This is a genomic window from Actinomadura macra NBRC 14102 (assembly GCF_001552215.1).
Classification (GTDB): Bacteria; Actinomycetota; Actinomycetes; order Streptosporangiales; family Streptosporangiaceae; genus Spirillospora; species Spirillospora macra.
The window spans coordinates 396,921-420,134 of record NZ_BCQT01000006.1; the positions used below are offsets into that span (position 1 = coordinate 396,921).

Consider the following 23,214-nt stretch of genomic DNA (forward strand, 5'->3'; position numbering starts at 1 on the left):
CGCCCCACCCGCCAAACGACGAACACCCCCCGACGCAGCGCGTCGGGGGGTGTTCTGCCGAGCATCAGGCGGACGGGGTGTCCTGGCCCTTCTTCACGATGCCGAGCTTGCTGCCGAGCCAGATCACCGGGTCGTACCGGCGGCCCACCACCCGTTCCTTCATCGGGATCAGGGCATTGTCGGTGATCTTGATGTGCTCGGGGCAGACCTCGGTGCAGCACTTGGTGATGTTGCAGAAGCCGAGGCCGTGGTCCTGCTGGGCGATCTCACGCCGGTCGGCGGCGTCCGCCGGGTGCATCTCCAGCTCCGCGATCCGCATGAGGAAGCGCGGGCCCGCGAAGTCGGGCTTGTTCTCCTCGTGGTCGCGGATGACGTGACAGACGTTGTTGCACAGGAAGCACTCGATGCACTTGCGGAACTCCTGCGAGCGCTCGACGTCCACCTGCTGCATGCGGAAATCGCCCGGCTGCACGTCACCGGGGTCGAACGAGGGGATCTGCCGCGCCTTCTCGTAGTTGAAGGACACGTCCGTGACGAGGTCGCGGATGACCGGGAACGTCCGGACGGGCGTCACCGTGATGGTCTCGTCCGGCTCGAACGTCGACATCCGCGTCATGCACAGCAGCCGCGGCATCCCGTTGATCTCCGCCGAACACGATCCGCACTTGCCCGCCTTGCAGTTCCACCGGACGGCGAGGTCGGGCGCCTGCGTGGCCTGCAGCCGGTGGATGATGTCGAGAACGACCTCGCCCTCGTTCACCTCGACGGTGTAGTCCGTGAGCTCGCCGTCGCCGTCGTCGCCGCGCCAGACCCGGAACTTGGCCTCGTAGCTCATCGGTCGCCCTCCTGCTTCTGCTCCCCGGCCCCCGGCTTCCCGACGCCCGGCTCCGGCGCCGCGCCTCCGGGCAGTTCCGCGGCGGTGAGGTACTTCTTCAGCTCGTCGGTCTCGAACAACCCGATCAGGTCGTCCCGCATGGGCTCCAGGGGCTGCCGCCTGAGCTCGACCCGCGGGGAGGAGGGGTCACCGGTCAGCCGGCAGACGAGGTTGACCTTGCGCCAGTCCGGCGACATCCTCGGATGGTCGTCGCGGGTGTGGCCGCCGCGGCTCTCCTGCCGCTCCAGCGCCGCCTTGGCGATGGCCTCCGACACGAGGAGCATGTTGCGCAGGTCGAGCGCGAGGTGCCAGCCCGGGTGGTAGCCGCGGCCGTCGTTCACCGCGACCGGCTCGACGCCGACGTTGGCGACGCGGTCGCGGAGCTTGTCCAGCGACTCCAGGGCCTGCTCCAGCTCCTCCTCCTTGCGGATGATGCCGACCAGGTCGTTCATCGTCTGCTGAAGCTCGGCGTGGACCGCGTAGGGGTTCTCGCCGCCCTTGCGCTCGAACGGTGCGAGCGCCTCGCTCACCGCGGCCGCGACCGCCGCGTCCGACACGACGGGACGGTCGGGCAGCGCGTCGACGTACTCGGACGCGCCGAGACCGGCCCGCCGCCCGAAAACGAGCAGGTCGGTCAGCGAGTTGCCGCCGAGCCGGTTCGAGCCGTGCATGCCGCCCGCGACCTCGCCCGCGGCGAACAGGCCCGGCACCAGCGCCGCCGCGGTGTCGGGGTCGACCTCGACGCCGCCCATCACGTAGTGGCAGGTCGGGCCGACCTCCATGGCCTCCTTGGTGATGTCGACGTCCGCCAGCTCCTTGAACTGGTGGTGCATCGACGGCAGCCGCTGGACGATCTCGGCGGCGCCACCCGGCATCCGGTCGACGACGGTCAGGAACACCCCGCCGTGCGGCGATCCGCGTCCGGCCTTGACCTCGGAGTTGATCGCCCGCGCGACCTCGTCGCGGGGCAGCAGCTCAGGGGGCCGCTTGTTGTTGTCCGGGTCGTCGTACCAGCGGTCGCCCTCTTCCTCGGAGGTCGCGTACTGGGCCTTGAACACCTCGGGGATGTACTCGAACATGAACCGCTTGCCCTCGGAGTTCTTGAGGACGCCGCGGTCACCGCGCACCGACTCGGTCACCAGGATGCCCTTGACGGAGGGCGGCCAGACCATGCCCGTGGGGTGGAACTGCACGAACTCCATGTTCAGCAACGTCGCGCCGGCCAGCATGGCCAGCGAGTGCCCGTCGCCGGTGTACTCCCAGGAGTTCGACGTGACCTTGAACGCCTTGCCGATGCCGCCGGTCGCCAGCACCACCGCCGGCGCCTCGAACACCACGAACTTGCCGGTCTCGCGGACGTAGGCGAACGCGCCGCAGATGCGGTCGCCGTCCTTCAGCAGCCGCGTGACCGTCGTCTCCGCCCACACCTTGAGGCGGGCGTCGTAGTCGCCGTGGTCGCGGTGGTCCTCCTGCTGCAGGGCGACGATCTTCTGCTGCGCGGTGCGGATCAGCTCCAGGCCCGTCCGGTCGCCGACGTGCGCCAGCCGGGGGTACTCGTGCCCGCCGAAGTTGCGCTGGCTGATCTTGCCTTCCTTGGTGCGGTCGAACAGCGCGCCCCAGTGCTCCAGCTCCCAGACGCGGTCCGGCGCCTCCTTGGCGTGCAGCTCGGCCATCCGCCAGTTGTTCAGGAACTTGCCGCCGCGCATGGTGTCGCGGAAGTGCACCTGCCAGTTGTCGTTGGGGTTGACGTTCCCCATCGCCGCCGCGGCGCCGCCTTCGGCCATCACCGTGTGCGCCTTGCCGAACAGCGACTTGGAGATGACCGCCGTCTTCTTGCCCTGGAGGCGGGCCTCGATCGCCGCCCGCAGCCCGGCGCCGCCGGCGCCGATCACCACGACGTCGTAGGCGTGCCTCTCGATCTCAGTCATGATCCCTTGGCCTCAGTTGAAGATGCGCAGGTCGGAGATGGTGCCGCTGGCCACCAGCGCGACGTACAGGTCGGCCGCCACCAGCGATCCCAGCGTGATCAGGGCGTACGTGCCGTGCCGCTGGTTGATCTTGGACACCCATCCCCACATCCGGTACCGGACGGGGTGCTTGGAGAAGTTCTTCAACCGTCCGCCGACGATGTGCCGGCACGAGTGGCATGACAGCGTGTACAGCCAGAGCAGCACCACGTTCGCCACCAGGATGATGGTGCCGAGCCCGATGCCGAACCCACCGTCCTTGCCGTGGAAGGCGCGGACCGCGTCCCAGGTGTTGACGAGGGAGATGAGGAAGGCCGCCATCCAGAAGTAGCGGTGCAGGTTCTGGCCGATCAGCGGGAAGCGGCGCTCCCCGGTGTACTTGCTGTGCGGCTCCCGCACCGCGCACGCGCTGGGCGCCGCCCAGAACGACCTGTAGTACGCCTTGCGGTAGTAGTAGCAGGTCAGCCGGAACAGCAGCAGGAACGGCAGCGAGATCGCCGCGAACGGGATCCAGCCCCTCGTCCCGGCCGGGAGGAACGTCCCGAACTCCGCCGCGTCGCCCGTGTGCCCGTCCACCGTGACGTTGTTGCATATCTCGTTCAGGCAGGGCGAGTAGAACGGCGTCAGGTAGTGGTACTCCGGGACGTAGAAGGCGGATCCCCAGAACGCCCGGACGGTCGCGTACACCACCCACGCCGTGAAGATCACGAATGTGGTGATGGGGTAAAGGCGCCAATTATCCTTCCGGAGCGTACGTTCCTTGATCTGGGCGCGCGATTTGGCCGGCGCCTCCACAGTGCTCATCGATCGCTCTCCTGAGCTCGGGTCGTCGTGTCCCCGTACCACGGGTCCGAGCGCACCCATGCGGCCGTCGCGCCTCGGCCAGGGCCTGCCGCATGCGGGCGGTGACGCCTCGTGTGCGCTTCCAGCGAAGCGACCTTACGCCACCCGCCGGGCGCTGTGACATACATAACAAGCAGACCCGCATGTGACCCTGACCACAGACTTTAGACCCGAAACCATCCCCCGCACCGACCGGCTTCCATAACCAGTTGTTATGGCGGAACGGAATCGAGACGAGTGTTCCACGGCATGACCCTCGCCGTCTCTCCGCCCGCTCCTCACCAGTCACGCACAGTGATTTCCCGCGGCACCGCCGCAACGAACGCGAGCCACCCGGCCTCGCGATCGGAGCGAGGCCGGGTGGCGGTGGACGTCGGTTCAGTAGGCGTCGGGGTAGCCGACGTCGAGGTGGGCCGAGACCAGAGAGGTCCAGGTACTGCCGTCGGAGGTGTCGCAGCGAACCTGATCGCCAGGTACGCCGACGCGGCGGCAGAACGACACGGTGCCGTTGGTGTTGGTGAGCCAGGCGCGATCGGAGTCGTAGCCCCAGTCACCCGCGGGCGCGTTCGTGGTGGTCCAGCCACCGCCGGTCAGGACGTGGCACACCAACGTCTGCGAGGACGGGACACCGGATCGGGCGCACATCGCCGGCCCATCGTCGGTCGCCAGGTAGGCCCGGTTGTCGGGATAGCCGACGTCGAGGTGGGCGGACGTCAGCGACGTCCAGCCCGAACCGTCGAACGTGTCACAGCGAACCTGATCGCCGGGCATGCCGACGCGGCGGCAAAAGGCCACCGTGCCGTTGGTGTTGGCCACCCAAGCCCGGTCGAGGGCATAGCCCCAGTCGCCGCCGGGCGCGTTCGTGGTGGTCCAGCCACCACCGGTCAGGACGTGGCACACCAACGTCTGCGACGACTCGACGCCCGCACGCGCACACAACGCCGGACCATTACCCGTAGGCAAGAAGACGCGATTATCCGGATAACCCACATCCAGATGCGACGACGTCACCGAAGCCCAACCCGACCCATTGAACGTGTCACAACGAACCTGGTCACCCGGACTCCCCACACGACGACAGTAAGACACACTGCCATCAGCATTCGCGACCCACGAACGATCAGACTCATAACCCCAATCACCCGCCGGCGCGTTCGACGTGACCCACCCACCACCGGTCAGCACATGACACACCAACGTCTGCGACGACTGGACACCCGCACGCGCACACAACGCCGGACCCTGAGCGGTGCGCAGGTAAGCCCGGTCCCCGGACTCCGTGGTCGTCCGCACCTGGAGACTCGTCGGAGGGGCGACTCCGTGCTGGTTCCGTGTGATGACGGCATAGGTGTAGGTCTGGTTGGGCGAAGCCTGAGAGTCCAGGTAGCTCGTCCCCGTGACGTTGGCCAGGAGCACGCCGTTGCGCGTCACCTGATAGTCGGTCGCGTTCGCTCCGGCGCCCCAGCGAAGGCTCACGCGCGAGCCGTGCTGCAGCGCGGAGATGGCACCGGCCGAACCGGGGAGGGTGACTTCGATCGGTGTCGGTACGTCCCGAACATGGATGAACTCCGCCGAAGCGAACCTGCCGCTGGATCGCTCGATGCGCCGCCGCGATGAGTACCCGTAGGTGTCGGTGATGTAGGAGTCCTCCCCTATCTCGATGTACGCGGGGGTGACCACCTCGACGTACGCCACGTGGCCGTAGCCACCGTCCCACTGCGCGATGGCCCCCACCACAGGGTTGGTGTCGACGGTGATGCCGACGGCACGAGCCTTCTCGTCCCATTCGTGGGCGTTGCCGATCGCCCCCGACCATGGCTTGGACGCGCCGTTCGCCGACAGCCGGTATGCGGCGTAGCTGACGCAGTTATGGCCGGGTCCCCACGAACCCCATACGCTCTGCCCGCTGTAACCCGTGCCCGCCAGGCAGTTGTAGCCGCCCGACTGGCACAGGACCGTCTCTCCACTCGCGGCCAGCGCGCGACCAGGGACGGCCATACCCACGGCCGTTATGAAAAGGACGACGAGCAGGGCTCTCGCTAACAGTGAGCTCCCAGACGGTCCGCGCGATCCGGCGAGAGAAGCCGGGAGGCCGAGCGTGAAGATCGAATTCGAATGCTTTCCGGATACGCGCATCAAGCTCTCCCTCGCCGCGGTTTCCGCCTGACCGAGGCCAGTGTAAGAACAGATATCCGATAATTGGCAAGAAAACATTGATTTCGAGAAAGTCCAGGCTTGCGGCTGGCCGAGAGTGGCCCATTCAGCGACCCTCCGGACGGCTTCGCAGGTCGCCGCCGGAAGGTGATCTCCCTCAGAATCCTTCAGCCCGCAGAACGGAAGCCGGCCTCTATTCGGCCCAGTGCCTCAGCGGCGCAGAGCGCGGTAGGCGCCCGGTGCCGCTCCCCGTCCGGGCCTCGCGCGGAGGGTGATGGTGGCGGGCACGACCCGGTGACAATCAAGACGACGAATTCGGGGGCACGTGTCAACACAACGGGCTCACCGCGCATCCAACGATAGGGAGATCCCCCGGCAGAAGACGCTGACAGACGACGTGCCCTCGACAGGGCCAGCCCGAGACAGGACCGGATGAGCGACAAAGACCCCGGCCGCGACGACCTCGCGGGGGACACCGCCGCCGACGAGCCGACGGTCACCTCCGGCGACGAGCAGCCCGTCACCTCCGCCGCCCCGGAGGAGACGGTCATCGCCGCCGAGGAGGAGACGACCACCCGGCGCCCCCGGCGCCGCAAGATCCTGCGCCGCACCGCGGTCGGCATGACCGCCGTGGTGCTGCTCGCGGGCGCCGGAGCGGTCGGGCTCTACTACGACCTGGTCGGCGGCATCGACCAGAAACACGTCGGCGGGCAACTCGGCGCCAACCGCCCCAAGAAGCTCAACAAGAGCCTCAACGTCCTGCTCATCGGATCGGACACCCGCGAGGGCGACAACGCCCGGTACGGCGCGGCCGCCGGGATGTCCGGGGCCCGGTCCGACACGGCGATCCTGCTGCACCTGTCCCCGAACCGCGACCAGGCGGTGGGGATCAGCTTTCCCCGCGACTCGATGGTGAAGATCCCCCAGTGCGAGAAGGAGAAGGGCGGCACCGTCCCCGCGCAGTTCGGGATGCTGAACGCCGCGTTCGCCTACGCCGGTCCGACCTGCACCTGGAAGACGCTGGAGTCGCTGACCGGCATCCACATCGACCACTTCGTCCAGATCGACTTCTCCGGTTTCAAACGGATGGTGGACGCCCTGGGAGGCGTGGAGATCTGCCTCGACCGGCCCGTCGACGACCCTCGCGCGGAACTGCACCTGAAGGCGGGGAAGCAGACGGTCAAGGGTGAGGACGCCCTCGGGTACGTCCGCGCCCGCTACTCCCTCGGCAACGGCTCCGACCTCGAACGCATCGAGCGGCAGCAGAGGTTCATGGCGGCGGTCGTCGACAAGGCCACCAGCGGTTCGATGCTCACCGACCCGACCAAGTCCTACAAGTTCCTGAAGGCCGCGACGAAGTCGATGACGACCGACGACGAACTCGACCTGTCCACCATGCGCAAGCTCGCGGACGGCCTCAAGGGCATGAGCGCCGGCCAGGTCCGGTTCATCACGGTGCCGGTCGAGGGCTACGCACCCGACCCCAACCGCGTCCAGTGGGACATGGAGCGCGCCAAGCCGCTCTTCGCGGCGATCCAGCACGACAACGACCTGCCCGCCGAACCGGCCGCCCAGAAGCAGAAGCCCCTCGCCCCGGCCCAGGTCAAGGTGACGGTGGTGGACGCGGGGGGTGACACGAAGCTGATCGAACGGACCGTTCGGCAACTCGACCGGCGCGGCTTCGACGTCGCCGGAAAGGTCGAGAAGAAGCCCCCCGCGGCCGAGAGCCGCATCACCTACGCCCCCTCCGCCGAGGCACAGGCGTCCGCGCTGGCCCGGATCGTCCCGAACGCCCTCCTCGCCGCGGACGCCGGCGCACCGAAGGACGGCGTGCGGCTGACCATAGGCAAGAGCGGAATCCGGCTCGTCCCGCCCGCCCTCAAGATCACTGGAGGCGTCAAGGCCGGCGGGCGAAGCCCCTGTGCCTGACCGACCGCACCCGAGACGGCGCGCCGCAACGGCATCGCCGGCTGGCCGCGCCGGGCGCGGTCCAGGCTCTAGAGTCTTCCTGTAGGCGGCCCCACCCTGGAGACGGCGATGACGCACCCATCGGACCCCGGTCACCCACCGCGCCCTCCCAGGCTCGGCCCCCAGGGAGACCCGTACGTCCCTCAGCAACAGCCGGCCCCCGGCCCCCGGCCCCCGAGTTTCCATCCGGGACCGGGACCGGGACCTCAAGGTCAGCCCCGGGAGTGGGTCCCGGTAGAGCGAACGGACAAGGGACTCTTCGGCGCTCTACTCGATGCCAACTTCAACCACCTGGTGACCCTGAAACTCGCCAAGGTCTCTTATGTCCTCTCGTTGATGCTGATCAGCCTGCAGTGCCTCCTCTTCCTCGGCCTCGGGGCGTGGATCGCCACCTGGGACGACTTCTGGGCATGGGGGATCTTCCTGCTCATCGCCACACCGCTGGTCTGGCTGTCGGAACTGCTGCTCGTTCGCCTGTTCATGGAGGCGGTGGTCGTCCGGTTCAAGACGGCCGAGCATCTGCGGGTCATCAAGGACAAGATCTAGACGGGCGGGCAGGTGGGCGAATTCGACGGGACGGGGGACGGCGGAAAGACTCCCCCGCGCGAGACACGACGCGATCCCGGGGTGACACGGCGGGACCCGCCGGTGCCCGGGCCCCGACCGGCGCCTTCCGGCGGGACGGGGGACACCCGTCGCGACGGGGCGGCGGCGGCCGACCCGCTCATGCGGTTGCCGGCGGCGCTCGCCGAGCGGTACGAGGCGGTCGCGGAACTGCCGGTTCAGGGCGCGGAGTCCGATCTGCTCCTGGTGCGGGACGCGGGCGGCACGGACGAGTACGTGGCGAAGATCTTCCGCCGCGGGTACCGCGCCGACCGGGAGGTGTGGGAGAAGCTGCCCACGCTCGACTCCCCGCACGTCCTGCGGATCCTAGAGACCGGGCACGCGGACGGCCGGGACTACGAGGTCACCGCGTACGCGCCGGACGGCAACCTGCGGGCGTTGATGACCGGGCCGATGCCGGCGGCGCGGGTCGCCGAGATCGCGGCGCAGCTCGCGGCGGGTCTGGCGGCGCTGCACCGGGCGGGCATCGTGCACCGTGACCTCAAGCCCGAGAACGTGCTCGTCCTGACCACGGCGCCGCTGCGTCTGGTGATCGCCGACTTCGGGCTGAGCAAGGTGCTCGACCAGAGCGTGGTGTTCGCCTCGTCCTCGCGCACGCTGGCCTACGCCGCGCCGGAGTCGCTGTCCGGCCAGGTGTCGCCGGCGCGTGACTGGTGGTCGCTGGGCATGATCGTCCGGGAATTGGCGACGGGGCGGGCGCCGTTCCTCGGGCTCAGCGAGACCGTGGTGGTCGATCACCTCGCGACGCGGCCGGTGTCGGCGGACGATGTCGCCGATCCGCGGTTGCGGCTGCTGTGCCGGGGGCTGCTCGCGCGCGATCCGCGCCGGAGATGGACCGGCGAGCAGGTCACGGAGTGGCTGGACGGGGGGTCACCGCCGGTCGTCGAGGAGACCCAGGCGCCTCCCGGAACCGGGCTGCCGTTCAAGGGGCGCCGTTACGCGGACCGCGCCGAGTTGGCGCGCGCGCTGGTCGAGGAGTGGGAGCACGCGGCGCTCTACTTCTTCGGACGTGGGGAGTCCGGTGAGGCGTGGCGGAGCCTGCGGGAGTGGCTCGCGGACGTCGAGGACGACGGCCGGATCGAGCTGATCGACGGCCATTTGACCGCCCGGCTTTCACCCGATGTGAAGCTGCTGCATCTGGTGCGGTGGCTGGACCCGACGCTGCCCCCGCATTATCTGGGCTGGCGCGTGACCGCGGGGGATCTCCCGGGCCTCGCCGCGCTGGCGGCCGATCCCGGACATCCCGACCATCGCACCGCGTGCCTGTTGGGCCGGGAACTGTGGACGCACGATCTGTTGCGGATTCTGGCCGGGTTCGAGGACGGGCACGACCTGGCCCGGGTCGGTGACCAGTGGCGCGCCCACGTGGCGGCCTGGAACGACCTGGCCCGGTGGCTGCGGGGCCAGGAGGCCGCGCCGCCGGGGTTGGCTATGCGGCTACCCGACGCGGGTACGGACGGGCCGGGGACGCGGGTCGCAGGGCCGTCCGGTCCTGTCGATGAGCCGCCGGTCGTGCTTCTTACCCTGCTCGCTTTGGCGGCTCGTCCCGCCGAGACCCACAGGTTGCTCGCAGACGCGGCCGCCAGCGCGCGCGCCGCTGTCTCTGATCCCGTGCCATGGTTCGTCTGGTTGGCGGACGGGGCGGGCGACGATCCGCTGCGACTACTCGCCGTGGTCCGGGCCGCGCCTGAGGCCGTTCTGGAGACCGAGTCGCGGGCTCGGGACCGGTATGCCGCCGAGCAGCGTGACGAGGCGCTGCGCGCGCAGTGGGCGGAACGGGAGAGGCAACGGCTTGCGGGGCGCGGCGCGGCGATGACCCGCGCCGTTCTCTGGACGCTCCCGCTGCTGGCCGTGTGGCTGCTCGGAAGCGCGGTGGTCGACGCGCTGTTCGGTGGCGGGGGTGGCCAGCGGACCACGTCGGCCGGCTTTCACCTCCAAAAGACACCGTGGGTGTCGTTCAGCCTTCTCGCCGTTCCCTCCGTCCTCGCATGGGCGGTGCATTGCGGCACCGAAGTGCTGGTGGCACGCGCGCAGGGCAAGGACTATCTGCCCTTGGGGCCGTGGTCGTGGCTGTCCAAGGTGCTGGGTGCGGGTGGACGGGGCCTGTCCAAGGCGTCCCAGACGATGTCGGGGGCCGCACAGCGCACCGGACGGCGGGGCTGCGGCGTGGTCCTCCTCGCCGGGACGGTCCCGCTGCTGATCATTTTGTTGCTTCTCGGGGCCGTGACGTCCGTCGCCGCCCTGCTGTGGATCCTCCTGCTCGTCGCGGTTCCCGCCGCGCACGCCGTCGCCGCGGGGCTGCGGCTGCACCGGTGGCGGGAGGGCCGCGCCGCCGAGGGCCCGGGCATCCGTCCGGGAGACCTGACCGACCGCCCCGCACATCCGACCGACCGCCCCGGAGGGACAGTATGAGCAGCGGCGTCGAGGCCGACATCGCCCTGGACGCGGCCGTGATCCTCACCTTGGGGATGAACCGCGTCCTCGGCCGGGGCGCGGGCCTCGCCGGACGGGGCGCGGAGGCCCTTGCGGCCCTCGCCGCGGGACGGGCCGAGGCGCGGGCCACCGCCCTCGCCGAGGTGAGGACGCACGAGCGCGCGCTCCGCGAGACCGTCGAGCGCAACGCGCGCATCGCCGCGCTCGCCGAGACCCGAGCGAAGATCGGCGCTGACGTCGCGCTGCCCGCGCCGCTCCGGCCGGACGAGGAGTCCGCGGCGGAGCTCGCCGCCTGGTGCGCCGCGACCGATCCCGTCCTGGACGAGGCCGAGCGGCACCTGTCGGAGCACCTCGCGGCCCAGATCACCGCGCAGGTGTTCGCCGTCCCCGACGGCGGGTTGCAGACCGACACCGGCCACGGCGCATCACCCGCCCCACGCGTCCAAGACGATGTGCAAGGAACTTTGGAACGCCTCATGGCTCGTCTGCTGCCCGACGCGGCCGAGGAGGAGCGGCGTGCGGTCGCGGAGGCGGCCGGGCTCCTCGCGGGCACGGGAACCCCCGACGAGGCGGAGGGCGTCCTGCAGGAGGTGCGGCTGCGGATCCAGGCCGCCAACCGCCGAACCGAGGAGCATCGGGCGCAGGAGCGCAAAAGCGCGGCCGAGCGGGACGCCGCCGAGCAGGCCGAGGCCGAGCGCCGCTACGTCCTCGACTCGATCACCACGGCGTTCGAGGATCTGGGGTATGAGGTCCAGGCCGGGTTCGAGACGCTGACGGCCGACGGCGGCGCGCTCGTCCTGACCCGGGGGGGCTGGCCCGATCACAGCGTGAAGATGCGGGTCGACGACGCGGCCCATGTGCGGGCCTCGATGGTGCGCGAGAAGCCCGCCGAGAGCGAGGACGACCGGCGCGTGGACGTCGAGCGCGAACGGGAGTGGTGCGAGGCGTTCGAGGCCGCGCGGGAGCGGCTGGCCGCGGCCGGGATCAGCTCCGAGGTGGCCTGGCGGCTGGACCCCGGAGTGCGTGAACTGCCGGTTTCGGACGGTTCACGGCAGACTAGGGGGCGCGCCGGACGGCGCGAACGTCACCGGGAACGTGGCCAGTGACGGTTCGGGGGCCCTGCGGGGGCAGGGGCGGAACGGAGTGGAGCGAGCCTGATGAGCATTGATTCGCCGACCCTTGGCGGGCGGCTGCAGGGCTGGCCGCCGTTCATCCGCGAGCTGGACGCGACCTTGTCCGTGCACTCCCAGTACGTCCTGTCGGGCAACCTCTACGACAGCTTCCTCGCGCCGCCGCTGGAAGGCGGCGGCCCGGCCCGGTTGCTGCCGCTGCGCGGTCTGCTGTGGGAGACCCTGCGCTCCAGCGGCGCGTCCTGCATGATCGTGTACGACCCGGTGGACGGCCTGCAGGTCTACCCCGACACCGGCGACGAGATCGCGGACGAGGCGGTCCGGGCGGCCGACCAGCTGCTGGGCAAGCGCAAGCCGGACGAGAAGCCGTCGCTGGAGGGGCTGACACGGCAGCTGGCCGCGGTGGCGCGGCCCGCGGAGAACATCCGCGCCGCGTTCGTGATCGACTCGGCGTCCCGGATCGCGCGGACGCCCACCGACCTGGAACCGGCCGAGCGGGACTTCTTCCGGTTCTGCGCGAAGCTGTCGCGCAACGCCCGTCCGGTCCGGGTGGTGGGCGCACGGCCCAAGCCGCTCTACAACCCGATCCTGTGGCTGGTGGAGCGGCCGGGCGACCTTCCTCCGTGGCTGACCACCGACAACGAGAACATCCGCGAGATCACCATCCCGCGGCCGCACCTCGGCGACCGGCAGGAGACCGCCCGGTTGCTGGCCCGCGCGTTCGGTGTGAGCGACGTCGGCGGGGACGAGGCGGCCGCCGCGGCGTGCGACGCGTTCGCCGAGCAGGCGGACGGGCTGACCCTCCAGTCGATGATCGAGGTGACGCGGCTCGCCAAGGAGCGCAACGTCGACCTGGCCGACCTGCCCGACGCCGTCCGGACGTACAAGCTGGGCGTGCTCGACAACCCGTGGAGCCGCGGACATCTGCGGCGCCGCGTGCTGGAGGGCGAGAAGCGCGTCCCGGAGCGGGTGATCGGGCAGCCGCAGGCCGTCACCAAGACCCTGGACATCCTCAAGCGGGCGGTGCTCGGGCTGTCGGGCGCGCAGGCGATCCGGTCGGGCAGCAGGCCGCGGGGCGTGCTGTTCTTCGCCGGGCCGACCGGCACCGGTAAGACCGAGCTGGCGAAGGCGATCACCGAGCTGGTGTTCGGGGACGAGTCCGCCTACCTGCGCTTCGACATGAGCGAGTTCTCCGGCGAGGGCTCGGGCGACCGGCTGATCGGCTCGCCGCCCGGGTATGTGGGGCACGAGGCGGGCGGCGAGCTGACCAACGCCGTCCGCGAGGACCCGTTCCGGGTGATGCTGTTCGACGAGATCGAGAAGGCGCACCCGCGGATCCTCGACAAGTTCCTGCAGATCCTGGAGGACGGCCGGCTCACCGACGGGCGCGGCAACACCGTCCACTTCTCCGAGTCGATCCTGATCTTCACGTCGAACCTGGGAATGTACGTCCCGGGGCGGGACCTGACGACCCGCGACAGCGCCGCGTACGCGCCCGCCGCGCGGGTGCAGAACATCATGCCCGGGATGACCTACGACGAGGTCGAGCAGCGGATCAAGGGCGCCGTCGCCGATCACTTCACCGAGGTCCTCAACCGGCCCGAGCTGCTCAACCGGTTCGGCGACAACATCGTGGTGTTCGATTTCATCTCCGACGAGGCGGCGCACAAGATCTTCGACCTCCAGTTCGCGAACATCTGCAAGCGGGTCGCCGAGGAGCACCGGCTCATCCTGGCGGTGAAGGGCGACGCGCTGCAGACGCTCCGCGGGTGGTGCACGGACGAGCTGGACAAGGGCGGTCGGGGCATCGGCATGGCCCTGGAATCCCATTTCGTCAACCCGCTGGCACGCGCGCTGTTCGACCGGGAGCTCGTCCCGGACGAGAGGATCACCGTGTCCGGTATCCGCCGTGAGGGCAGCATCGTGCACCTGGACGTCCAGTGACCGGCGGTTCCGGGCGGGACGGCCCCGCGGAGCACCTGCTCCTCGCCAAGGCCCACTATCCGGTGACGACGCTCGGCCCGGGCACGCGCGCGGGGATCTGGACGCAGGGGTGCACGCTGCACTGCCACGGCTGCCTCTCGCGTGACACCTGGGACGCCGACCCGGGCAAGGCCGTCCCGGTCAAGGCCATCCTGGGCTGGCTGGAATCGCTCCCCGGGCCGGTCGACGGCGTGACGATCTCGGGCGGCGAACCGTTCCAGCAGCCGGCCGCGCTGGCGGCGCTGCTCCAAGGGATAGCCGCATGGCGGGACGGCCGCCAGCATGAGACGATTGGGTTGGACATATTGGTCTACAGCGGATATGTCTACTCTCGACTCTCGCGGACGGAAGCGATGCGGGAGATCCTGAACATGTGTGACGCCGTGATCACGGGGCCGTACGTCGACCGGCTCAACCCGGGGGGACGACACTCCGAGAGTGGCTCTCTACTCTGGAAGGGGTCTGCCAATCAGCGCGTCGTGCCGCTGTCCCCGCTGGGACGCGAACGGTACGGGGCACTGGCCGACATCGGAGACACTAGGGAAGATGCAGAGTCTGGAGTAGCGGCAGAGTCTGGAAAAGCGGCAGGGCCCCGAGTGCAGGTGTCCGTGGACGAGGGGCCGGAGGGAAGGCGGGTGTACTACATCGGGATCCCGCGAAGGGGTGACATGGATCACCTCACGTCGAGGCTCGAACGCGCCGGGGTGCGCGCGGGGGATGTGTCATGGCGACCTTGAACTGTCCTGTCTGTGACGAACCGTTCCAGCCGGGCGATCTGCTCTGCCTGAGCTGCGGGGCCAATCTGGCGCGCGCCGGGAGCGCTCACCAGCATGGCCAGGGCGGGTACGGCGACCAGCAGCAGCCACGGATCCCGACGGCCCCGCCACCTCAGCACGGTGCCCCCCAGCATGGTGCCCCCCAGCATGGCGGCCCTCAGCATGGTGGCCCCCAGCACGGGGCTCCCCCATATGGCGGCCCGCAGCACGGCGGTCCGCAATACGGCGGTCCCCAGCACGGTGCGCCTCAGCACGGCGGTCCCCAGCACGGCGCTCCGCAGGGCGGCGCTCAGCACGGCCAGCCGTACCAGCAGCAGCCCCAGCACGCCCCGGGCGACCCCTATCAGCAGGCTCCCCAGCAGCAGGCGCCGCAGGACCCGTACCAGCAGGCGCCTCAGCAGCAGGGCCCGCCACCGCAGGATCCATGGGGCGCACCGCAGCAGCAACAGCAGCAAGACCCGTGGGGTGCCCCCATGCCCCAGCAGTCGCAACAGCCTCCCGGCCCTCCGCAGCAGCAGGGCCCGCAGGACTACCGGCAGCAGGACTACGGGCAGCAGGATTACCGGCAGCAGGACTACGGGCAGCAGGACTACGGACAACAGGACTACGGACAACAGGGGCAGCACGGCGGCCAGCCACCGGCGCAGAACCAGCAGCCGTCCCCCGACCCGTGGGCCGCGCCGCCCCAACAGCAGCAGCAACAGCCCGACCAGTGGGGCGCACCACCCCAGCAGCAGCCGGATCAGTACCAGCAGCAGAACCAGTACGGCGCTCCGCAGCCCGGCCCTGTCGACCACGATTTCGGTGCGCCACCGCCCCCTCAGCGCGAGAGCCGTCCGGTGGTGCCGCCGCCGCATGGCCGTGAGGCGACGCTGCTGCCGGCGGACCACCAGAGCCCGTCCCGGTCACAGCCGCCGAGCGACAGCACGGCGTTCATGTGCCCGTACTGCGAGGCGGTCCTGACGAATCCGGGCGCCGCGCAGTGCGATTCGTGCCTGCGCGCGCTGCCGCAGAAGGGGACGCCGGTCCTGAAGGTGCAGTTCCCCACGGGTGAGCTGAAGATCTCGGTGGGGCAGCACCTCGTGCTCGGCCGGGACGCGGGCCAGTCCCCGGTGGCGGCGACGTTCACGCAGTACGACAACGTGTCCCGGCGGCACTCGACGCTCTGGCTCGATCCGTCCGGTACCGCCTGGGTCCGTGACGAGGGCTCCACCAACGGCACGTTCGTCAACGGCGAGCGGCTCCCCCGCGGCGTGGAGGCCCCCCTCCGCGACGGCGACCAGCTCCGGCTCGCCGCCGACGTCACGGGGACCGTCCAGCTCAACTGACGCGAAGCGAGAACGGCGGTGGCCCAGGGGAGCTCCCCTGGGCCACCGCCGTTTTCGGCCCGCACATAACTCACGGGCAGAGAGGCGGGGGCCGCCCTCAGGACGGCCCCCGCTCCCTTTCAGCGCTCGGTCGGCCGGGAAGGCTCGGCCGCCGCGGTCGGCCGCAGCGCTCGGTCCGCCGGAACGCTTGGTCTGGCTGGGCTGCGTCGGGCTGGTCTTGCCCTTCTTGAACCCGGCTAATCCGGCAAGTCAGCCGGCGCGCTTGGTGCGGGCGCGGGTGCGCTCGCGCTCCTTGGCGTCCAGGACGACCTTGCGGATGCGGACGGCGGCCGGGGTGACCTCGACGCACTCGTCCTCGCGGCAGAACTCCAGTGCCTCCTCCAGCGACAGCAGGCGCGCCGGGGTGAGCCGCTCCAACTCGTCGCCGGTCGAGGAGCGCATGTTCGTCAGCTTCTTCTCCTTGGTGATGTTGACGTCCATGTCGTCGGACCGGGAGTTCTCCCCGACGATCATGCCCTCGTACACCTCGGTGGTCGGCCCGACGAAGAACGTTCCGCGCTCCTGCAGGTTCGTGATCGCGTAGGCGGTGGCGGCGCCCGCGCGGTCGGCGACGAGGGAGCCGGACGGGCGGGTGCGCAGCTCGCCGAACCAGGGCTCGTAGTCCTCGAAGACGTGGTGGGCCATGCCGGTGCCGCGCGTCTCGGTCATGAACTCGGTACGGAACCCGATCAGGGCGCGCGCCGGGACGAGGAACTCCATCCGGATCCAGCCGGTGCCGTGGTTGGTCATGTGCTCCATACGGCCCTTGCGGACCGCCAGGAGCTGCGTGATCGCGCCCAGGTGCTCCTCGGGGATGTCGACGGTGAGACGTTCGACCGGCTCGTGCTTCTTCCCGTCGATCTGCTTGGCGACGACCTGCGGCTTGCCGACGGTGAGCTCGTAGCCCTCCCGGCGCATGTTCTCGACGAGGATCGCGAGGGCCAGCTCACCGCGGCCCTGCACCTCCCAGGTGTCGGGCCGCTCGGTCGGCAGGACGCGGATCGACACGTTGCCGACCAGCTCCCGGTCCAGACGGTCCTTGACCATCCGGGCGGTGACCTTGGTGCCCTTCTCGCGGCCCGCCATCGGCCCGGTGTTGGTGCCGATCGTCATCGAGATCGCGGGCTCGTCCACGGTGATCAGCGGCAGCGCGCGGGGGTCGTCCGGGTCGGCGATGGTGTCGCCGATCATGATGTCGGGGATGCCGGAGATGGCGATGATGTCGCCGGGGCCCGCCTCGTCGGCGGGCTTGCGGGCGAGCGCCTCGGTCATCAGCAGCTCGGTGATCTTCACCTTCTCGACACTGCCGTCATGCCGGCACCAGGCGACCTGCTGGCCCTTCTTGATCGTCCCGGCGTGCACCCGGCACAGCGCGATCCGGCCGAGGTAGCTGGAGGCGTCCAGGTTCGTGACGTGCGCCTGGAGCGCCGCGTCCGGGTCGTAGGACGGCGCCGGGATCGTCTCGGTGATGACCGTGAACAGGGGCTCCAGGTCCGCGCTGTCCGGCATCTCACCGTCGGCGGGCTTGTTCAGCGAGGCCCGCCCGGCGCGGCCGGACGCGTACACGATCGGGAAGTCGATCTGGCCCTCTTCGGCGTCGAGGTCCATGAACAGCTCGTACGTCTCGTCCACGACCTCGTCGATACGGGCGTCGGGACGGTCGGTCTTGTTGACGACGAGGATCACCGGCAGCCGCGCGGACAGCGCCTTGCGCAGGACGAACCGGGTCTGCGGCAGGGGACCTTCACTGGCGTCCACGAGCAGCACGACGCCGTCCACCATGGACAGCCCGCGCTCGACCTCGCCACCGAAGTCGGCGTGGCCGGGGGTGTCGATGATGTTGATGGTCAGGCCGTTGTGCCGGACGGCGGTGTTCTTGGCGAGAATGGTGATGCCCTTCTCGCGCTCCAGGTCGTTGGAATCCATGACGCGGTCGTCGACGTCCTGGTTCTCGCGGAAGGCACCGGACTGCCAGAGCATGGCGTCGACCAGCGTCGTCTTGCCGTGGTCGACATGGGCGACGATCGCGACGTTCCGGAGGTCGTCTCGCGTGGAGATGGGCATGCGGGCTCGCCTTGCGTGAGAGTTCGGGAGTCGCCGCAGACGCGCGGCAAGCCCCATTCTACTTGGCCGAGCGCCCGACCCCGCCCTAGCGGGACGTACCGCCCGTCACATGATTTTCGGATTGGCCAACTTTGCCCATCCTTTGTAATCTCCTCGAGATCCGGTCGTCCCGAGGCCCCACCCCCCGGGGCTTGCGGCCGGAGCGCCGAATCTCCGACCGCGGAGAACCGGGGACCCAAGATCCCCTGGGGTGAATCGACGCACGTCGTAGGGCGCCTCCTGGCCCGAACCCGTCAGCTAACCCGGTAGGCGCGCAGGGAGAGGAGAACACCGGCTTGGCCCCGGATTCCCACCGGCGGCGCCGCCGCGCCACCGCCGCCACCGTCATCCTGATCGCCCTCGGCACCACCGCGCCCATCGCCGCGCACGCCGCCCAGCCGTTCGGGGCACCCTCCCCGCAACCGCTGCCCACCTCGGAGAACGGCCTGCGCAAGAGCCTCGACGAGCTCAACACCGAGGCCGAGAAGCTCACGGAGAAGTACAACAAGTCCCGTGTCGACCTGGGCAGGGCCCGCAAGGCCGAGCAGGCCGCCGCACAGGCCGCCGCCGCCCTGGAGGCGCAGGCGGCGCCCGCCCGCGAGCGCCTCGGCCGGCTGGCCGCCGCGAACTACATGAGCGGCGGACCGGACGCGATCTTCGGTACGGGGGGCTCCACCGACGGCCTGTCCGACAGGGCCTACCTCGCGCAGAATCAGGCCGCGGCCGTCGCGGTACTGCAACGGCAGATCGACCAGGCGAACCAGGCCAAGCGTGCCGCCGCGGCCAGGACCGCCCAGGTCCAACAGGCAGCCGCTCAAGCGGAGACCGCCCGCAAGGCCGCCAAAGCGAAAGTGACGGAAGTCACCAGGCGGCTGGACAAGCTGACCACCACCCACATCAAGGACCCCCGCACCGGGCTCTCAGCGACGATCAAGGGTTCCGACCTGCCCGCCAAGATGGCCCGCAAGGCACTCACCAAGCTCGGCTCCCCCTATGTGTGGGCCGCCGCCGGCCCCAGCAGCTTCGACTGCTCCGGCCTGGTCGTCTGGGCCTACGCCCAGGTCGGCAAGCCGGGCCTGCCGCACTACACCGGCGATCTGCTCGCCCTGGGCCACCGCGTCTCACGCGGCTCGCTGCGCTCCGGCGACCTCGTGTACTTCGGCAGCAGCATCCACCACATGGGCATCTACCTCGGCGAGGGCAAGTTCCTGCACGCTCCCCAGACCGGTGATGTGGTGAAGATCTCCAAACTGTCCGAACGCTCCGACTTCGCCGGCGCCAACCGAATCGGCTAGGAAGCTGGCCGGGGGCTGGGCTTCGACCGGTGCGACCTGTTGGGCCGGGTCAGGGGTGCCAGGGGCGGGACTGACGTAGTTCGTCGATGACGGGGCGGTCTCCGGGGAGCCAGTCGACGTCGTCGAGCTCGTCCGGGGCGAGCCAGCGCAGGTCGAGGTGTTCGAGTGCGCGTGGCTCGCCCTGGACGATCTCAGCCGTCCACACCCTGAGGCACGCGCTCTCGCTCAGTCGCCAGTCGCCGCCGATGCGGCGGCCCAGGCGGACCTTGATCGCGAGTTCTTCATGGCACTCGCGGACGAGGGCGTCCTCGTCCGACTCCCCCGGATCCACCTTGCCGCCGGGCAGTTCCCAGCCGCCCGCCATGTGCGGCGGCTCGGCGCGCTGGGCGCTGAGCAGCCGGCCGTCCGAGATGATCGCGGCACCCACCACGACGAGGTCGATCGCCACCAGCTCCTTAACTCTCTTCCCGCATCATCGTTCACTCTGAGACGGTCGCGCGGGCCTGGCCGGTTCCGTTCGGCCGGGCCTCCGCCACGACGCGCGCCGCATCCCGGACGATCTCCTCCAGATGGTCGCCGTGCGCGCCGCGCCAGTAGACCTGCCCGCAGTCGGCGCAGCGGCCGTAGACGTCGTAGCTGCGGCGGGTGCCGATCTCCAGTTCCCGTTCGATGTCGCGTTTGTCGACCGGGACGAGCGGTCCGTTGCAGGCGGTGCACCGCGTCCACGGCTCCAGGGCGGGCGCGAAACGCTCCAGCAGGTCGCGGAGTTGGTCGTCGGGTCGCGAGCCCCGCACGTACGCGCCGAACCACAGCGCGCGGCGGCGGAGCAGGCCACGGTCCTGGGTGAGCAGCACGCGGCGCTCCGCGTTCGCCTGGACGACCAGCGCCGGGTCGTCCATGTCGTTGTGGTAGGCGGTGTCGAGCCCGAGGAGGCGCATCCGCCGCGCCAGGGTGCCGAGGTGGACGTCCAGCAAGAATCGGGGGGCGGCCTGCCCGGTTTCCAGTGGAACGGGCTGCGGGCGCGGGATCGCCGCCACCAGCACCTCGTCCCCGGCGGCGGGACGGGACGACGGCTCCACCGGCTCGCCGCGGATCGTCATCGGACCGGCCTCGGGCAGCGGCACGCCGAGCGACTCCACGAGGTGCCCCAGCGTCGAGGTCCCGTCGTAGGCCACCCGGCGTGCGGGCTCCCGCCGCGCGGCGGGCAGGAACATCAGCAGTTCGTCGGCGATCCGGATGTGTATCTCGGGCTCCACGCCGTCAGCATGACACGCGACCCCGCCGATGCCCTCCGGATTATCCGACCAGGCGCTCTGCCGAAGCCGCCAGGGACTCCAGGAGGGCTGGGACGTCCTGCCCGACGAGGACGCCGTCGCGCTTCACCGTGCGTCCGCCGACGAGGACGGTGTCGACGTTGCGGGTCTCGGCGTGCAGGACCACCGCGGCGATCGGGTCGTGCGCCGAAGCCATGCCCAGCGTGTCGGTGCGCAGGACGAGCAGGTCCGCCTGCTTGCCGGGCGTGAGCGACCCGGTGAGGTCTGCGAGCCCGGCGGTCTCGGCGCCGCCGATCGTCGCCGCCCGGAGCGCGTCGGACGTGCTGAACGCGAGGCCCGCGGAGTCCGGGCGTCCGCGTTCGAGGACGTAGGCGGCGCGCATGACGCTGAACATGTCGCCGGGGCCGCTCACCACGGTGTCGGCGCCGAGCCCGGTGGGGACGCCGGCCGCGAGGGCGCGCCCGGTGGCCGCCGGGCCGAGGTCGAGGGCCGCCTCGATGGCCGGCGTGGCCGAGACCGTCCCGCCGGTCCCGGCGATTCGCTTGAACTCCTCGCCGGTGTAGAAGTTCGCGTGGACGTACATGGTCGGATGGTCCATCAGCCCATGGCGCTCCAGGAAGGCCAGGCCCCGCGCGGCGCTCTCCGCACCGTGACCGCCCATGTGCGTGGTGATGGTCAGGTCGAGGTCGCGAGCCAGCCGCCACTCACGCAGCGCGCGCTCCCCGTCGGCGATCTCCGGGCCGAGCGCGCCCATCGCCATGGAGACGGTTCCGGTGGTGTCGAACAGTTCGCGGCGGACGCGGGTCGTCTCGGCGGCGAACGCGTCGAGATCGTCGCCGCCGAGGTAGCAGTAGCCGAACACTGCCCGGACGCCGGATGCGCGCAGTGCCGCGACACTCGCGTCCGTGTGGGCTGGTCCGAACTGGATGTGCGACCAGTCGACCAGGGTCGTGATGCCCGAGTCGAGACTTTCCAGCGCTCCGGCGAGGGTGCCGGTGTGCACGTCGTCGGGCGTGTAGCCAGGGGCGATCTCACCGAGGATGCGCTGAAGGTAGCCGCCGAGCGTGCCGTCGGGCAGCAGGGCGCGGATCCCGGCCTGCCAGGTGTGCCGGTGGGTGTCGACGAAGCCGGGCAGGACGATCCGGCCCGTCGCGTCGATCACCTCGGCGCCCGGCGGGACGGGCAGGCCGGAGCCGACGGCGGCGATACGTCCGTCCTCGACGAGCACGTCGGCCCGGTCGAGGACGGTGGGCTCCGGTGCGGTGTCGATGACCACGCCGTTGCGGAGAAGGGTCGATGTCATGCCTTAAAGGTTAGAGAGAAGCTTTTTGAAAAGCAACAAGGTGAGTGAGTATTCTCAGCGTGTGCAGGACGATGGCGGCAACCCTCGGGACGAGGTCGACGTGCTGGCGGCGGCATGGCGGCGGGACGGGGTCTCCGAACCCCTGATCGCGATGCTGGAGGTCGGCAAGCGGGCGCAACGGGTCGGACTGCTCCTCCAGCAGGCCCTACGCGGCGGCCTCGCCGAGTACGGCCTGACCTACGCCGAGCTGGAGGTGCTGACCATCCTGCGCCGCGCCGGGGAGCCGTACCGGCTGCGTCCGAGCGAGCTCACCAAGTCGGCACTGCTCACCTCGGGCGGGACGAGCAACGTCCTGCAACGGCTCCAGAAGGCCGGCTACGTCGAGCGCGAGGCCGACACCGGCGACGCGCGCAGCCGATTCGTCCAGCTCACGAGCGAGGGCCTGCGCATCAGCGAGCAGGCCGCGAAGATGGCCGGGCGGGTGCACGAGGAGGTCATGGCGGGGCTGCCGCCCGAGGTCGTGCGGGAGGCCGCCGACGCGCTCCGCGAGATACTCGTGGTGATCGGCCGGCGACGCTTCCTCTGACCCCCTGGTGACACTAGCCGCACATTCCGCTGAATTGCCGGTTCGGGGGCGTGACGGCCGGGGCCGTGCCGGGTGACACTCACTCCATGAACGCCCCCCGCTACTCCAGGTTCCGCCGCATACTCCTCCTCACACCCCTGCTCGTCGGCGGGCTCGTGGGCCCCGGCGCGCAGGCCGCCACCGTCCCCGCGCCGCCCGGCGTCGCCGCCGTCACCTCCGCGACCGGCGCCCACACCCGGGCGATCTCCCCGATCTGCGAGACACGGCTTCCCGATCAGGCCGACGACACCATCGCCCTGATCGACCAGGGCGGCCCCTACCCGTACCCACAGGACGGCACGGTCTTCCAGAACCGCGAGGGCCTGCTCCCGCAGCAGCCTCGCGGTTTCTACCACGAGTTCACGGTCAGGACCCCCGGCAGCCCGGACCGCGGCGCGCGCCGCATCATCACGTCCGGCAACGAAGGCCACGACGGGATGTACTGGACACCCGATCACTACCGCACGTTCTACGACATCGACTTCGGCTGCTGAG

The 23,214-nt window shown here is 70.3% G+C and carries 19 protein-coding genes and 1 riboswitch; of the genes, 10 read left to right on the forward strand and 9 right to left on the reverse strand.

Going from position 1 to position 23,214, the window contains the following annotated elements; genetic code table 11:
• Nucleotides 1-64 precede the first annotated feature (64 nt).
• The 4 genes from AMA02S_RS11040 to AMA02S_RS11055 form a co-directional block, all read right to left on the reverse strand.
• Nucleotides 65-835: a succinate dehydrogenase/fumarate reductase iron-sulfur subunit gene (locus tag AMA02S_RS11040; protein WP_067455698.1), complete on the reverse strand. Its 771-nt coding sequence runs from the start codon at nt 833-835 to the stop codon at nt 65-67.
• Nucleotides 832-2,802 carry a fumarate reductase/succinate dehydrogenase flavoprotein subunit gene (locus AMA02S_RS11045; RefSeq protein WP_067455701.1) on the reverse strand — a complete coding sequence of 657 codons (1,971 nt, stop codon included), beginning with the start codon at nt 2,800-2,802 and terminating at the stop codon, nt 832-834. Before AMA02S_RS11045 ends, AMA02S_RS11040 begins: the two co-directional genes overlap by 4 nt.
• A 12-nt stretch (nt 2,803-2,814) precedes the next feature.
• Nucleotides 2,815-3,645 carry a succinate dehydrogenase subunit SdhC gene (gene sdhC, locus AMA02S_RS11050; protein WP_067455704.1) on the reverse strand — a complete coding sequence of 277 codons (831 nt, stop codon included), beginning with the start codon at nt 3,643-3,645 and terminating at the stop codon, nt 2,815-2,817.
• A 417-nt stretch (nt 3,646-4,062) separates the two neighbouring features.
• Nucleotides 4,063-5,682: a CHAP domain-containing protein gene (locus AMA02S_RS11055; RefSeq protein ID WP_245667499.1), complete on the reverse strand. Its 1,620-nt coding sequence runs from the start codon at nt 5,680-5,682 to the stop codon at nt 4,063-4,065.
• A gap of 588 nt (nt 5,683-6,270) precedes the next feature.
• Here AMA02S_RS11055 and AMA02S_RS11060 point away from each other — a divergent pair.
• The 6 genes from AMA02S_RS11060 (at nt 6,271) to AMA02S_RS11085 (ending at nt 14,713) form a co-directional block, all read left to right on the forward strand.
• Nucleotides 6,271-7,767 (forward strand): LCP family protein, encoded by a 1,497-nt coding sequence (locus AMA02S_RS11060; protein WP_084264980.1) that lies wholly within the window; start codon nt 6,271-6,273, stop codon nt 7,765-7,767.
• A gap of 108 nt (nt 7,768-7,875) precedes the next feature.
• On the forward strand, nt 7,876-8,352 hold the full coding sequence (locus AMA02S_RS44645) for a DUF4282 domain-containing protein (protein WP_067455709.1): 477 nt from the start codon (nt 7,876-7,878) through the stop codon (nt 8,350-8,352).
• A gap of 102 nt (nt 8,353-8,454) precedes the next feature.
• The gene (locus AMA02S_RS11070) at nt 8,455-10,842 is read left to right on the forward strand and encodes a protein kinase domain-containing protein (RefSeq protein ID WP_245667451.1); all 2,388 of its coding nucleotides are present in this window, start codon (nt 8,455-8,457) and stop codon (nt 10,840-10,842) included.
• Nucleotides 10,839-11,969, forward strand: a complete 1,131-nt coding sequence (locus tag AMA02S_RS11075) for a DUF3523 domain-containing protein (protein WP_067455715.1) — start codon at nt 10,839-10,841, stop codon at nt 11,967-11,969. The genes AMA02S_RS11070 and AMA02S_RS11075 overlap by 4 nt, the downstream gene beginning before the upstream one ends.
• 51 nt (nt 11,970-12,020) lie before the next feature.
• Nucleotides 12,021-13,937 (forward strand): AAA family ATPase, encoded by a 1,917-nt coding sequence (locus tag AMA02S_RS11080; RefSeq protein ID WP_067455716.1) that lies wholly within the window; start codon nt 12,021-12,023, stop codon nt 13,935-13,937.
• Nucleotides 13,934-14,713, forward strand: coding sequence for a 4Fe-4S single cluster domain-containing protein (locus AMA02S_RS11085; RefSeq protein WP_067455717.1), 780 nt, complete (start codon nt 13,934-13,936; stop codon nt 14,711-14,713). The genes AMA02S_RS11080 and AMA02S_RS11085 overlap by 4 nt, the downstream gene beginning before the upstream one ends.
• Here AMA02S_RS11085 and AMA02S_RS41580 read toward each other — a convergent pair.
• On the reverse strand, nt 14,650-15,207 hold the full coding sequence (locus tag AMA02S_RS41580; RefSeq protein ID WP_218004910.1) for a hypothetical protein: 558 nt from the start codon (nt 15,205-15,207) through the stop codon (nt 14,650-14,652). The two genes, AMA02S_RS11085 and AMA02S_RS41580, sit on opposite strands and share 64 nt — an antisense overlap.
• Before the next feature lie 18 nt (nt 15,208-15,225).
• Between AMA02S_RS41580 and AMA02S_RS41585 the strand changes: the two genes are divergently transcribed.
• Nucleotides 15,226-16,080 (forward strand): FHA domain-containing protein, encoded by an 855-nt coding sequence (locus AMA02S_RS41585; RefSeq protein WP_157430510.1) that lies wholly within the window; start codon nt 15,226-15,228, stop codon nt 16,078-16,080.
• A 249-nt stretch (nt 16,081-16,329) separates the two neighbouring features.
• Here the strand turns inward: AMA02S_RS41585 and typA are convergent, their stop codons facing one another.
• Nucleotides 16,330-18,183, reverse strand: coding sequence for a translational GTPase TypA (gene typA, locus AMA02S_RS11100; RefSeq protein ID WP_067455721.1), 1,854 nt, complete (start codon nt 18,181-18,183; stop codon nt 16,330-16,332).
• Between the two features lie 193 nt (nt 18,184-18,376).
• Nucleotides 18,377-18,511, forward strand: a riboswitch (cyclic di-AMP (ydaO/yuaA leader).
• Between the two features lie 7 nt (nt 18,512-18,518).
• Here typA and AMA02S_RS11105 point away from each other — a divergent pair.
• Nucleotides 18,519-19,517 (forward strand): C40 family peptidase, encoded by a 999-nt coding sequence (locus AMA02S_RS11105; RefSeq protein ID WP_067455723.1) that lies wholly within the window; start codon nt 18,519-18,521, stop codon nt 19,515-19,517.
• Nucleotides 19,518-19,566: 49 nt separating this feature from the next.
• Here the strand turns inward: AMA02S_RS11105 and AMA02S_RS11110 are convergent, their stop codons facing one another.
• From AMA02S_RS11110 to AMA02S_RS11120, 3 genes are read right to left on the reverse strand one after another with little or no spacing between them, the layout of a single operon-like run.
• A complete protein-coding gene (locus tag AMA02S_RS11110) occupies nt 19,567-19,959 on the reverse strand; it encodes a (deoxy)nucleoside triphosphate pyrophosphohydrolase (RefSeq protein ID WP_067457015.1) in 393 nt (130 codons plus the stop codon).
• A 37-nt stretch (nt 19,960-19,996) separates the two neighbouring features.
• Nucleotides 19,997-20,773 carry a Mut7-C RNAse domain-containing protein gene (locus AMA02S_RS11115; RefSeq protein WP_218004911.1) on the reverse strand — a complete coding sequence of 259 codons (777 nt, stop codon included), beginning with the start codon at nt 20,771-20,773 and terminating at the stop codon, nt 19,997-19,999.
• A gap of 40 nt (nt 20,774-20,813) precedes the next feature.
• Complete coding sequence (locus tag AMA02S_RS11120; protein WP_067455726.1) at nt 20,814-22,094, reverse strand: amidohydrolase family protein; 1,281 nt, start codon at nt 22,092-22,094, stop codon at nt 20,814-20,816.
• A gap of 61 nt (nt 22,095-22,155) precedes the next feature.
• On the opposite strand from AMA02S_RS11120, the gene AMA02S_RS11125 reads away from it, so the two are divergent.
• Together AMA02S_RS11125 and AMA02S_RS11130 are read left to right on the forward strand one after the other, a co-directional pair.
• Nucleotides 22,156-22,680, forward strand: a complete 525-nt coding sequence (locus AMA02S_RS11125) for a MarR family winged helix-turn-helix transcriptional regulator (RefSeq protein ID WP_067455729.1) — start codon at nt 22,156-22,158, stop codon at nt 22,678-22,680.
• Between the two features lie 86 nt (nt 22,681-22,766).
• The gene (locus AMA02S_RS11130) at nt 22,767-23,213 is read left to right on the forward strand and encodes a guanyl-specific ribonuclease (RefSeq protein WP_067455733.1); all 447 of its coding nucleotides are present in this window, start codon (nt 22,767-22,769) and stop codon (nt 23,211-23,213) included.
• The last annotated feature ends 1 nt before the right edge of the window (nt 23,214 follow it).